At 63.2% G+C, this 13,106-nt stretch carries 10 protein-coding genes; 3 read left to right on the top strand and 7 right to left on the bottom strand.

Translation table 11 applies throughout. From position 1 onward, the window contains the following. The first annotated feature begins 59 nt into the window (after window positions 1–59). From aptA to DSC91_RS02720, 3 genes are all read left to right on the top strand, one after another. Entirely contained in the window at window positions 60–1,388 is a 1,329-nt protein-coding gene (gene aptA, locus DSC91_RS02730; RefSeq protein WP_115776712.1) for an omega-aminotransferase AptA, read from the top strand. A 299-nt stretch (window positions 1,389–1,687) separates the two neighbouring features. After that, entirely contained in the window at window positions 1,688–1,939 is a 252-nt protein-coding gene (locus tag DSC91_RS02725; protein ID WP_115776711.1) for a hypothetical protein, read from the top strand. A gap of 315 nt (window positions 1,940–2,254) precedes the next feature. Then, a complete protein-coding gene (locus tag DSC91_RS02720; protein ID WP_162831321.1) occupies window positions 2,255–2,521 on the top strand; it encodes a hypothetical protein in 267 nt (88 codons plus the stop codon). Window positions 2,522–2,867: 346 nt separating this feature from the next. Here DSC91_RS02720 and DSC91_RS02715 read toward each other — a convergent pair whose 3' ends face one another. The 7 genes from DSC91_RS02715 to DSC91_RS02685 form a co-directional block, all read right to left on the bottom strand. Continuing rightward, entirely contained in the window at window positions 2,868–4,076 is a 1,209-nt protein-coding gene (locus DSC91_RS02715) for an ABC transporter substrate-binding protein (protein WP_115779656.1), read from the bottom strand. Window positions 4,077–4,219: 143 nt separating this feature from the next. Continuing rightward, window positions 4,220–7,831: a molybdopterin cofactor-binding domain-containing protein gene (locus DSC91_RS02710; RefSeq protein ID WP_115776710.1), complete on the bottom strand. Its 3,612-nt coding sequence runs from the start codon at window positions 7,829–7,831 to the stop codon at window positions 4,220–4,222. Next, window positions 7,828–8,334 (bottom strand): (2Fe-2S)-binding protein, encoded by a 507-nt coding sequence (locus tag DSC91_RS02705; RefSeq protein ID WP_115776709.1) that lies wholly within the window; start codon window positions 8,332–8,334, stop codon window positions 7,828–7,830. The genes DSC91_RS02710 and DSC91_RS02705 overlap by 4 nt, the downstream gene beginning before the upstream one ends. A 31-nt stretch (window positions 8,335–8,365) precedes the next feature. Further along, complete coding sequence (locus DSC91_RS02700; RefSeq protein WP_115776708.1) at window positions 8,366–9,565, bottom strand: amidohydrolase family protein; 1,200 nt, start codon at window positions 9,563–9,565, stop codon at window positions 8,366–8,368. Window positions 9,566–9,638: 73 nt separating this feature from the next. Next, on the bottom strand, window positions 9,639–10,352 hold the full coding sequence (locus tag DSC91_RS02695; RefSeq protein ID WP_115776707.1) for an ABC transporter ATP-binding protein: 714 nt from the start codon (window positions 10,350–10,352) through the stop codon (window positions 9,639–9,641). Beyond that, window positions 10,349–11,158: an ABC transporter ATP-binding protein gene (locus tag DSC91_RS02690; protein WP_115776706.1), complete on the bottom strand. Its 810-nt coding sequence runs from the start codon at window positions 11,156–11,158 to the stop codon at window positions 10,349–10,351. Before DSC91_RS02690 ends, DSC91_RS02695 begins: the two co-directional genes overlap by 4 nt. Then, window positions 11,155–13,095 (bottom strand): ABC transporter permease, encoded by a 1,941-nt coding sequence (locus DSC91_RS02685; RefSeq protein WP_115776705.1) that lies wholly within the window; start codon window positions 13,093–13,095, stop codon window positions 11,155–11,157. The genes DSC91_RS02690 and DSC91_RS02685 overlap by 4 nt, the downstream gene beginning before the upstream one ends. Window positions 13,096–13,106: the final 11 nt, after the last annotated feature.

Below are 13,106 nucleotides of genomic sequence, written 5' to 3'. Positions count from 1 at the left end.
TACAGTTTTGGCTATGCCCCAAAGGAAGTCCCTTGGGGGACCACTTCGAGGAGAAAACCATGACTTCGCGCCCCGTCATCGACGATCTGTCGTCTTTCTGGATGCCCTTCACCGCCAACCGCCAGTTCAAGGCCGCGCCGCGCCTGCTGGAATCGGCCAAGGGTATGTACTACCGCACCTCGGACGGGCGCGAAGTGCTCGACGGCTGCGCGGGTCTCTGGTGCGTGAACGCCGGCCACGGCCGCGAAGAAATCGTCGCCGCGATCACCCAGCAACTGTCCACGCTCGACTTCGCGCCGACCTTCCAGATGGGCCACCCACTGGCGTTCGAAGCGGCCACCAAAGTCGCCGAACTGATGCCGAACGGCCTCGACCGCATCTTCTTCACGAACTCCGGCTCGGAATCCGTCGACACCGCCCTGAAAATCGCGCTCGCGTATCACCGTTCGCGCGGCGAGGGTCAGCGCACGCGTCTGATCGGCCGCGAGCGCGGCTATCACGGCGTGGGCTTCGGCGGCATTTCGGTCGGCGGCATCGCACCGAACCGCAAGACGTTCTCCGGCGCGCTGCTGCCGGCGGTCGACCATTTGCCGCACACGCATAACCTCGAGCACAACGCGTTTTCGAAGGGCCAGCCCGCCTGGGGGGCGCATCTCGCCGACGAACTCGAGCGCATCGTCGCGCTGCACGATGCATCGACGATCGCCGCCGTGATCGTCGAACCCGTGGCCGGCTCGACGGGCGTGCTGATTCCGCCGCAAGGCTATCTGCAGAAGCTGCGCGAGATCTGCACGAAACACGGCATCCTGCTGATTTTCGACGAAGTGATTACCGGTTTCGGCCGCGTCGGCAAGGCGACCGCGAGCGAATATTTCGGCGTCACGCCGGACCTGATCACGATGGCCAAGGCGATCAACAACGCCGCGATTCCGATGGGCGCGGTGGCCGCGAGCCGCACGATCCACGACACGATCGTCAACAGCGGCGCGCAGGGCGCGATCGAGCTGTTCCACGGCTACACCTATTCGGCCCACCCGGCCGCGGCGGCCGCCGCAGTGGCGACGCTCGACCTGTATCGCCGCGAAGGCCTGTTCGAGCGCGCGGCGACGATGGCGCCGAAGTTCGAAGCCGCCGCGCACTCGCTGCGCGGCGCGAAGCACGTGAAGGACGTTCGCAACCTCGGCATGATCGCGGGCGTCGAACTCGAGCCGCGCGACGGTGCGCCGGGCGCGCGTGCTTATGAAGCGTTCGTGAAGTGCTTCGAGGCCGGCGTGCTGGTGCGCTTTACCGGCGATATCCTCGCGTTCTCGCCGCCGCTCATCATCGACGAAGAGCAGATCGCGCGCATCTTCAAGACGGTGGGCGACGTGCTGGCGACGGTGCAGTAAGCGTCATGGAGGGATGTCGCGCCTGAAGTGGGTGAGCCGTGCCTCACTCGTCTGCGGCACTCCCTCCCTACGACTAGCGTCAGTGCGACGCAAGTGAGGTGCGTGCACCGCGCTTCACTCGCCCGCGTCACGCCTTCCAGAGCGCTGGTGACAGTGACGTGCGCGGTGAAAATTCAGGGTGCCCGTTGCAGTGCAGCGAAACTTCAGAAAATTACCCGACAAGGCTCGCGCCGGGCACCGGGACGGCGTATGGTGACAGCAAGGGTTGGCGCCGTGGTCCGACCTGACGGGAGACATCCATGAAGATACCTACCGTTCGCGCAGGCGCGCATATCGAAGGCGTGCATTGGATCGCCGAATACGCCGAAGACGTTCACGAGATTCGCGTGTTTCGCGAAGGCCAGGAAGTGGATGTCCACAATGCACCGTCCACGTTGTTTGGCGACGAGGAAAATTCCGGGTCGAAGAGTACCGCTGATCATCGGGCTGTTGAAGCCGCCGTGCTGGCTTATTTGCGGCGGTTTGTGATTGAGCATGATGCGGAGGAGTGAGGTTTTTTTTGTTGCCTGCGGCGCCGTTTTTTTTGTTTGTGCGCTTAGGGTGGGGGGCTTTGCTTGATCTGGGTTTTGGGCTGTGTGTCTGCGGTGTTGGCCTTTCCTTGATCTGGGTTTTGGGCTGTGTGTCTACGGCGTTGGCCTTTCCTTGAATTGTTAGTGGTCTATTAGCGTTCGCCCCTGTGCGGGGCAGGCACTCACTTCTCTTTGCCGCCGCAAAGAGAAGTAAGCAAGAGAAAGCGGCTCACACCGCTCCTGCTAAGTGGGTCCCGCAGCCCACAACAGGTAGTGGTGCATCTGGAATCTGTGTTCGTGCCCCTGCTTGTGCTAGTGACAAGGGCGTCATACTTCCGGCGGCGCTACGCGCGCCGAAGCGTACTTCCGAAAACCGATCGCTGCGTTTTCGCGCTCACGCCTCCTTCGGCGCAGTGGCCTGGCGTTTCACCTCTGTCGCATCTGTCGCATCTGTCGCATCTGTCGCATCTGTCGCATCTGTCGCATCTGTCGCATCTGTCGCATCTGTCGCATCTGTCGCTCTGGTGCGTCGCCGAGGCGAAGCCGATGGCCCCACTGACCTGAACCGAAGCCGCTGGTTTCCCATGCAGACCCGTCCGCGACGCACGCAGTGCGGAGTGGGAGCTGATGAGTCCTTTGTCACTGGCGCGTGAAGGTGCGAGGGCACGGATTCCAGATGCACCACTACCTGTTGCAAACCACGGTGCCCGCTTAGCATTGGCGGTGTGAGCCGCTTTCTTTGCCTACTTTCTTTGCGGCGGCAAAGAAAGTAGGTGCCTGCCCCGCACAGGGGCGAACGCTAATAGACCACTAGCAATTCAAGGAAAAGCCAACACCGCAAGCGCACAGACAAAGACCACAAAACAAAAAAAACACCAACAATTGCCGCCGCCAAAAAGCAAACCAACACTTACTCAGAGGCCCTCAACTTCTTAACCTCCCCATCCGACGGCTGCACACTAGCGCCGTCAATATACCGATAGGAAGTCATAACGCCCTTGCCATCCTTGAGACCGGTCACGCCGACAAAAGCCCCCATTGTCGACTGATTATCCTGAGCGCGATAAGTAATCGGCCCGAAGGGCGTCTCCACCCCTAGCCCCTTGAAGGCAGCAGCCAGCTTATCCGAATCAGCAGACCCAGCCTTCTTGATCCCAGCCGCGATCGACATCAGCGCCGAATACCCAACCACCGACCCCAGTCGCGGATAATCGTGATACTTCGCCTGATACGCGTCGACAAACTTCTTGTTCGCCGCCGTATCGATCGAATACCACGGGTAGCCCGTCACGATCCAGCCCGTCGGCGCCTCCGCACCCAACGGATCGAGATAGTCCGGCTCACCCGTCAGCAACGACACCACGCCGCGGTCCTTGAACAACCCGCGCGTATTGCCCTCGCGCACAAACTTGCCGAGATCGGCGCCAAACAGCACGTTGAAAATCGCATCCGGCTTCGCGTCGGCGATCGCCTGCGACACCGCGCCCGCATCGACATTGCCCAGCGGCGTCGCCTGCTCGGCGACAAACTCCACGTCCGGCTGCGCTGCCGTCATCAGCTTCTTGAACGTCGCCACCGCCGATTGCCCGTACTCGTAGTTCGGATACACGAGCGCCCAACGCTTCTTCTTCAGCTTCACCGCCTCCGGCACCAGCATCGCCACCTGCATATACGTCGAAGGCCGCAGACGGTACGTGTATTTGTTGCCGTCGGCCCACACGATCTTGTCGGTCAACGGCTCGGCCGCGAGGAAGAAAATCTTCTTCTGCTTCGCGAAGTCAGTCAGCGCGAGACCGGTGTTCGACAGGAAACCGCCGAACAGCAATTGCACCTGCTCTCGCGCAATCAACTCCTGCGCGACGCGGATCGCGTCGCCCGGATTGCCGTTGTCGTCGCGCGACACCACTTCGAGCTGTTTGCCGAGCACGCCCCCCGCCGCGTTCACCTGCTCGAGCGCGAGATTCCAGCCATTCTTGTAAGGCCCCAGAAAGGCGGGCTGCGCCTTATAGCTGTTGATTTCCCCGATCTTGATGGTCTGCTGTGCACTCGCGCCAAAGGCCGCGAGCGATAGAACCGTTGAAATCGTGAGGCGAGAGATCCATCCTGCGCGCGTGGTCATGCGTTTCTCCGTTATCAAAAAGGATTGCGGGAATGCGGTCGTTTTTATCAAGCGTTGAAGCGTTGGCGATTCGTTCCGCGAGCCGTGTCGCGCGTTGTGCTGCAAGTGGTGCTGCGAAACGTGCTGCAATGCGTTCGGCGATTTCACTCTGCCGGCGGCGTCGCGCGGATTCTGGCGACGCTCGCCGTGACGTCCTGCCATGCCGGCTTGCCGCCGGCGAATTGCCGGCGCAGGTATGACACGAGTTCGGCAACCTGGGCGTCGTTGAAACTGTCGCGGTAAGCCGGCATCGTACCGAGTTCGGGCCGCGCAGGCGAGCCGATACCGTCGAGAATCACGCGAATCAGGTTATCAGGCGTCGTGCTGTGCAAATTCGTGTTGAGCGCGAGCGACGGATGCGCGCCGAACAATTGCGGCCCATTGCCAGTGTGATGACAGGCCGCACACGCGCCGTCGAAGAGACGCGCACCGAGGCCGGCTGCCGCACCGGTCATCGTGCTGGCCTGCTCGTATTGACGCGCCATCGCCACAGGATCCGCATTGGGCTCAAGGGGATTCAACGACGCCAGGTACGCAGCCATCGCGCGAATGTCGCTGTCGGGCAGCGCCGCCAGATCGCCGACGACCGGCGCCATCGGCCCGGCCGCGACGCCATGCAGCGGCGCGTGACCGTAGCGCAGATAGCTGAAGAGTTCGTCTTCGCTCCAGGGCACGGGCGCGTTGGAAAGCGTGGACAGCGCGGGCGCTTCCCATCCTTCCGCCATACCGCCGCCCATGAAGGCCGCACCGGTTTTCTCGGCGCCGAACGCATTGCGCGGGGTATGACATGCGCTGCAATGGCCGAGGCCGTTCACGAGATACGCGCCGCGATTCCATTGCGCGCTTTGCGTCGCGCTGGCGGTAAACGTGTTGCGTCCGAGGAAGAGTCCGTTCCATGCGGCCATCAACGGACGCACGCTGAACGGATAGGCCAGCTTCGTTTCGGGCGGTCTGGAGCGCACCGGCGTTTGCGCCATCAGATACGCGTAGAGCGCCTGCAGATCGTCGTCGGACGTATTCTTGAACGACGTGTAAGGGAACGCGGGATACAGGTGGTGCCCATCCCGGCTGATGCCTTGCCGCATCGCCCGCACGAAAGCCTCGAGCGACCATGTGCCGATGCCCGTCTGCCCATCCGGCGTGATGTTCGTGCTGTAGACGGTGCCGAACGGCGTATCGAGCGGTTTGCCGCCGGCGTTCGGCACGCCGTTGTGCGCGGTATGGCAAACCGCGCAATTGCCAAGCGCCGCGAGTAGCTTGCCGCGCGCGACCAGTTCCGGCGCGAACGCGCTCGCAAGCGGTGGCGTAATCGGCGCAAGGGCTTGCGGCGTCAAAGCCAACGCACCTAGCCAGCCGGCCGCGCCCGCTGCGATTGCGCCGAAAAAGCCGAGCCGCCAACGTTTCTTTTTACGCGCTGCCGCTTCTTCCGCCTGCGCATCGGCGAGCGCGGCGCGAATCGTCTCCGGCGTGAACGGCGGCCTGCGAAAACGCACACCTGTTGCGTCGTATAGCGCGTTGGCGATCGCCGCGGCGCCAGGCAGCGACGCCGATTCGCCCGTGCCCATCGGCGGCTCGCCGTGACGCGGCATCATCACCACATCGATCACCGGCACTTCGCGAAACGTCAGGATCGGATACGCGCCCCACTCCTGACTCGTGACAGCGTTCTCGCCGAACGTCACCCGTTCTTTCAGCGCGCGACTGGTCGCCTGAATCACGTTGCCGTGTATCTGATGACGGACGCCGTCGGGATTCACCATGGTGCCGGTGTCCTGGCCGACTACCACGCGTGTCACCGCAAGCTCGCCGCTCTTGCGATTGACTTCGATGTCGGCCACCCACGCGGCCCATGCCGCACCGAAACCGGGGAATTTGCTATGCACGTAGCGGGCATAGGCAAAGCCTCTGCCGCGCGCAATGTCGCCCTCGTCCGGGTCATCTTTCAAGGCGACGTTGCGCGGCGACCAGCCGGCCTTCTCAGCCACTGCCTTGACGAGATCGATCGCGCGCGGGTCGGTCAGGTGCTTTAACCGGAACTCGACCGGATCCACGCCCGCCTCGGCCGCGAGTTCGTCGATAAAAGATTCATGCGCGAAGGTGTTCGGCAAGGCCGACACGCCGCGCAGCCACGACGCGCGCACGATCGGCGGCGTGTCGTCGCAGACGATGCGCATGGTCCGGTAGTCGTACGGCGGCACGGCCGTGCGGTCGCCCATTTCGAAAACCTGGGGCTGCGCGGAGAGGGTGCCGGTGAGCAGCAGCGCCAACGTGGGGGCGTCGTTCGACGGATAACGCGTCGCGAAGTCGTACGCCGCGAGTTCGCCCTCGGCATCCAAAGCGCCGCGTACATCCATCAATTGCGCGGCGCCTTTGGGCTCCCATGCATGCTCGTCTTCGCGCGAAAGTTGCACGCGCACCGGGCTGCCGGTTGCGCGCGATAGCAGCGCGGCGTCGGCGGCGACATCGTCCGCGCAATTGCGGCCGTAGCACCCTGCCGCGTCCATCCGCACGATTTCGATGTGCGCTTCATCCAGCGCCATCAGCAAGGCGAGATCGGCACGCAACGAATGGGGATTCTGCGTGCCCGACCAGACTTTCAGCCTCGCATCCCGGTAGTCGGCCACCGCACACGACGGTCCGATCGACGCATGCATCTGAAACGGCCATACGTAGGTGCGTTCCAGCGTTCGAGCAGGGTCTTGCGCGAGTGCCGCGTCGATATCGCCTTCGATCACCAGATCGCGTCGCCTGGCCGGATTCGCCCTGAGTGCCGCTTCCACTTCCTCGCTGGTTTCGAGCGGAGGCAAACCCTCCACTGCTTTCCATTGCACCTGCAAGCGCTTCACCGCCTGCTGCGCGACTTCTTCGCGCTCGGCCACGATGCCGACAAAATCGCGGATCACCACCACCTTGACGATGCCAGGCATGTCACTGATCGACGCATCATCGACATGCAGCAAACTGTTGCCGACGAATTCGCCCTGCGCGACACCGGCATAGGGTGGACGAACAACGCGCCCGTGCAGCATGCCGGGCACACGCACGTCATGCACGAAACTCAGTTCGCCGGTTGCCTTCGCCGGAATATCGACACGCGGCGTGCTCTTGCCGACGATCTTGTATGCATCGGGCGATTTCAAAGGCGCATCGGCGGAAAGGTCCAATTCGATGTGCCGTCCGGTGATCAATTCGCCGTAGCCAATGCTTTTTTCCGTCCCGCCATCACGCGTGAAAACTACGCCGTCTCGCACGTCGAGTTGCTCTGTGCTTACGCCGAGGCGCGCCGCCGCTTCGGCCAGCAGAAATTGCCGAGCTTGCGCCGCTGCGTGCCGTAGCGGCACCGCCGATATCTGGATCGTCGCGCTTGCAATCGTCGGCCCTTGATTCGGCGCTTCACTGGTGTGGCCGAGTACGACGGACACGCGCGTCAACGGCACATCCAGTTCCTCCGCGACGATCTGCGCGAGCGCGGTGCCGATGCCGGTACCGAGATCGACGTGACCGTTGAACGCCACCACGCTGCCGTCGTCGCGCACCACGAGGAACATGTCCGCCTCGGTGGGCACGAACGACGAACGCGACCCCGGCTGGCCGATCGCGGGCTTCACGGGTGCTTGCGGCGGCCGCGTGATGATAAGCACGCTCTGCGCGTCATAGAGCTGTCGTCGTGACGGCGGCGGAGAACGACGATCGACGCTGAAATCGGGCCCCGTCATGCGCGCACTCCTTGACGCACGGCAGTTTGCGCGGCGAGCAGTTCAGCCGCGCGCTGCACCGCGCGCACGATCTCGACATGCGTGCCGCACCGGCAGAGGTTGCGCGACAGTTCCCGCCGGATCGTCTCGACGCCCGGATGCGGATCGCGATCGAGCAATGCCTTGGCGGTCATGATCATGCCGTTCAGGCAATAGCCGCACTGCGCGGCCTGCTCTTCGATGAACGCCTGCTGCACCGGATGCAGTGCGTTACGCGTACCCAGTCCTTCGAGCGTGGTGATCTCGCGCCCCAATGCAACCTTCGCGGTCGTCACGCACGAACGCGTCGGCACGCCGTCGAGCAACACCGTACATGCTCCGCATTCGCCGAGCCCGCAACCGAACTTCGGGCCGTTCAGCGCGAGATCGTTACGCAGCAGATAAAGCAGTGGCGTGTCGGCAGCGGCGCTGACGAGATGCGTCGCGCCGTTGACGTGCAGCGCAAGAGGCGCCGGGCGGTTCATGACAATGCCGGCGACGCCGTGCGGCGCGCGTTCAAAGCACCACCGGCACTTCGGTCGCCGGCGGTGTATTGCGGCTGCGCCGGCAGCGGATCAAACCGTCGATCATCACCATGCCGACACCGGGAATATCGCCAAGTTGCACGCTCTCCAACAGAGTATCGGCGGCCGTGTGCTGTGCACGGTCCATGAAGACGAGGTCGGCGGGACGGCCCACTTCGATCAGCCCTTGCCGCAGATTGCGTTGCCGCGCGGTATTGCCAGTCGCGAAGCAGAAGGCGATTTCCGCGGGGATGTCGGCGAGACTGGAGATCAGCGCGATCATCCGCAGAATGCCGAGCGGCTGGACGCCGGAACCCGCCGGACTGTCGGTGCCGAGAATGATCCGATGCGGACACTTCAATTCGATCGCATGACGCGCGGTGAGCAAGGCGATCCGTTCATTGCCGTTGTGGACGATCTCCAGCGCGCGGCTCGACTGCTCGCACAGATCGCATACGTGCCGATAGGAAAGCGACGTATGCCCGCCATTGATGTGGCCGATCACATCCGCATCGGCGGCAAGCACCACGTCCCGATCGATCAGGCCCGAGCCCGGAATCGATGGGCCGCCTGTGTGAATCGTGCTTTGAATGCCGTATTTGCGGGCCCACGCAACCATCTGCGCCGCTTCCTCACCGCCTTTCACGCTGCCGAGACCTACTTCGCCCAACAGCTTCACGCCCGCTTCCGAGAGTTCCCTGAAATCCTCCTCCACCATGCCCTTCTCGATCACCGGCGCACCCGCCATGACTTTCACGCCACCGCCGACACCCGCGCCGCGCATCCCTTCGAACGAACGTTGAGCCGTGATGGCAAGCGCCTTGACGCCGATCACGTCTTTCGGACGGCCAGGCAAATGCACTTCGCCGGCGGAGATCATCGTCGTCACGCCGCCGTTCAGATTCGATTCGATCCAGCCCATCTGATTCTGGCGCGGCGTCCAGTCGCCGAATACCGGATGCACGTGCGAATCGATCAGGCCCGGAGCGACCGTGGTGCCTTTGCAGTCGACAGTCGTCCGCGCGCCTTCGAGATCGCAATCTTTCTCGCGGCCGATTGCGACGATCACGCCGTCGTCGATCACCAGCGTGTTCGCGTCGAGAATCGGCTGGTCGATATCGCCGGATAACAGCAGGCCGATATTCGTCACCGCGACCTTGCCCGACAAGCCTGTCAACGTCTCTGCTGCCATCTGCCTCTCCTTTCGCACCGACTGCCCGGCATCGCACGTGTACACACCCCGCACGCATGCGATGCCAATGGAATCACACGCTCAGATAAGCGCGCCTGACCGTTTCGTTCTTTGCGAGTTCGCCGATCGTGCCGCTGAAGCGGATCTGCCCTTTTTCGAGAACATATGCGCGGTCGCTGACCAGTTCGGCGAAGTGCAGATTCTGTTCGGACAACAGAATCGAGAGCCCTTCGCGCTTGAGTTCGAGAATCATGTTGGCCATTTGCTCGACGATCACGGGCGCGACACCCTCGGACGGTTCGTCGAGCAGCACCAGATACGGATTGCCCATCAGCGTGCGTGAGACGGTGAGCATCTGTTGTTCGCCGCCGCTCATCTGGCCGCCGGGACGTGCCGGCATTTCGCCGAGATTGGGAAACAGGCGGAACAGCTTGTCCGGCGTCCACTCAGGCGCCCCGTCACGCGGCGGTTGACGGCCCGTATCGAGGTTCTCCATCACGGTGAGATCGGAGAACACGCGGCGGTCTTCAGGAACGAAGCCCATCCCCATGCGGGCGATCCGATACGGCGGCAGCGCCGTGATGTTCTGCCCGCGAAAGCGCACCTCGCCTCGACGGTGCGGCAGCAACCCCATCACCGCTTTCATCGTCGTCGATTTGCCGGCGCCGTTGCGGCCCATCAGCGCGACCACTTCGCCGCGGCCGACTTCGAGGCCGACGTCGAACAGAATGTGCGCGCGGCCATAGAACGCATTGAGGCCGGTGACTTTCAGCATCGGCTCGCTCATTGCAGCGCTCCCTGTCCTTGATGGCCGCCTGCCGCGTCGTGCAGCGGGGCGCGTGGCTGAAAAGTCTTGCCGGTGCCGAAATAGACTTCCTGCACGCGTGCGTCGTTGCGGATCGTTTCGGCGTCGCCCTCGGCAATCAGCTTGCCACGCGCGAGCACGATCATGCGATCGGCGTACGCGAATACAACGTCCATGCTGTGCTCGGTAAACAACACCCCGATTTTGTGCTCGCTGACGAGACGCTTGGTCAGCGCCATCAGTTCGTTACGCTCCTTTGGCGCCATGCCGGCGGTAGGTTCGTCCATCAGCAGCAGCTTCGGGCGGTTTGCCAGCGCGATGGCGAGTTCGACGCGTTTGACGTCGCCATACGCGAGCACGCCGCAGGCGCGTTTCGCGTCGGCGCCCATGCCGACCTGTTCGAGCAGCGTCATGGCTTCATCGGCATAGCGAGAGCCCGCGGGTTTCCAGAGGCCGAAGGTTTTCCGTTCACGCGACACCAGCGCCATCTGCACGTTTTCGAGTACGGTCATCGAATTGAAGGTCGCGGCAATCTGAAACGTGCGGCCGACACCCAGACGCCAGATGTCGCGCGGCCGCATGCCGACCAGTTCATGATCGTCGAGGCGAATCGAACCGGAGGACGGCTGCAGTTGCCCGTTGACCATGTTGAAGCAGGTCGACTTGCCCGCGCCATTCGGACCCAGCAAAGCCAGCAGTTGACCGGCTTCGAGATCGAAGGAAACATCGTCGACCGCTTTCAGGCCGCCGAACGATTTGGAGAGGCCGGACACGCGCAGCAAGCTCATAGCCCCTCCTTGATCGCCGTTCCCTGCGATGGCGACGGAACACGCTCTTCCGCCTTGTCCACCGCATCGTCGCCAAAACGCTCGCGAATGAAACCGACGATGCCCTGCGGAAACGCAATCACCAGCAGCAGGATGGTGACGCCCAGCAACGCCTGCCAATAATCCGTTTGCCGCGCGACGGTGTCCTGCAGCCACGTGAACACCGCTGCGCCGACGATCGGACCCGTCAACGTCTGCAAGCCGCCGAGCAGCACCATCACGAGGCCGTCCACCGAACGGCTGACGCTGATCACCTCCGGTGAAATCGTTCCTTTGGAGAAGGCATAAAGCGATCCGGCGAGTCCGCAAAACAACGACGCGACGACGAACGCCGCCCACTGCACGCGTTTCACGTCGATGCCGATCGCCTCGGCGCGCAGCACCGAATCGCGCGACGCCCGCATCGCGTAGCCGAGCGGGGAGAACAGCATCTTGCGCAACAGCCACACGCCGATTACCGCGCAAGCGAGCGTCAGATAATAGAAAGCCACCGGCGACGACAACCAGTTCGACGGCCACAAGCCGAGAATGCCGTTACTGCCGCCCGTCACGTCGTCCCACTGGAACACGACTGACCAGACAATCTGCGCGAACGCGAGCGTCAGCATCGCGAGGTAGACACCGGAGAGACGCACGCAAAACCAGCCGAACACGAGCGCGCCCGCTACGGCGAGCAAGGGGCCGAGCAGCAACGCGGCTTCCATCGGCAGATTGAGAACTTTGAGAAACAGCGCGGCGCCGTAGGCGCCCAGGCCGAAATACGCGGCATGGCCAAAAGAATGCATGCCGCCGGGGCCCATGATGAAATGCAGACTCGTCGCGAACAACACGGCAATCAGGATCTCAACGAGCAGCACAGGCATGTATGGAAACGCATTGGCCGCCAGCGGCGCGAGCACCAGCACCAACAGAACGAGTGCCGCCAACCACTTCAGGCGCTTGCCTGCAAGCCGCAATGGCGCTTCGGGCGCGGCCATGCCGCGCACTGCGGCACTCGCCTTCCCCAGCAAGCCCCAGGGCCGCACGACCAGCACCACCGCCATCACGACGAACTCCGCGACGAGCGTAAAGCGGCTCAGCGACAAGCCGATACCGAACACCGACACATGGCCGATGCCGATGCACAGCGCCTTGATCTCGGCGATCAGCAGCGCCGCGATAAACGCGCCCGGAATCGACCCCATGCCGCCGACCACGACGACGACGAACGCATTGCCGATGGTCTCCAGATCCAGCGACAGATTCGCCGACATCCGCGGCCCTTGCAGCGCACCGCCCAGGCCGGCGAGAAACGCGCCGACGAAAAACACGCCGGTGAACAGCCACGCCTGGTTGATGCCGAGCGCGCCGAGCATCTCGCGATCCTGCGTCGCGGCACGCACCAGCGTGCCCCACCGCGTACGCGTCAACGCGTACCAGAGCAGCAGCAACACCACCGGCCCGATCACGATCAACGCGATATCGTAGGTCGGCAGCGGATGGCCGAGAAAATCGACGGCGCCGGCCAGATGCGGCGCACGCGGACCGAACAGGTCTTCCGGACCCCACAGCCACAGCGCGGCGTCGCGAAAGATCAGCACCAGCGCAAATGTCGCCAGTAAGTGAAACAACTCGGGGGCCTGGTAGATGCGCCTCAACACGATCATTTCGACCAGCGCGCCGAGCACCGCGACAACCAGCGCGGCAGCCAGCACCGACAGCCAGAAGCCGCCCGCCGTATGGCCGAAACGGCTCGCGATGCTATATGCGACGTAGATGCCGAACATATAGAACGAGCCGTGCGCGAAGTTGACGATGCGCGTCACGCCGAAGATCAGCGACAAACCGGCGGCGACGAGAAACAGCGTCGACGCGTCGGCGAGTCCGTTGACCAGCTGTACCAGCAAATTCGAAAGCATCGCGACCCTTA

Origin of the sequence: Paraburkholderia caffeinilytica (assembly GCF_003368325.1) — a bacterium.
Lineage (GTDB): Bacteria > Pseudomonadota > Gammaproteobacteria > Burkholderiales > Burkholderiaceae > Paraburkholderia > Paraburkholderia caffeinilytica.
This window is presented reverse-complemented; position numbering and strand designations above follow the sequence as displayed.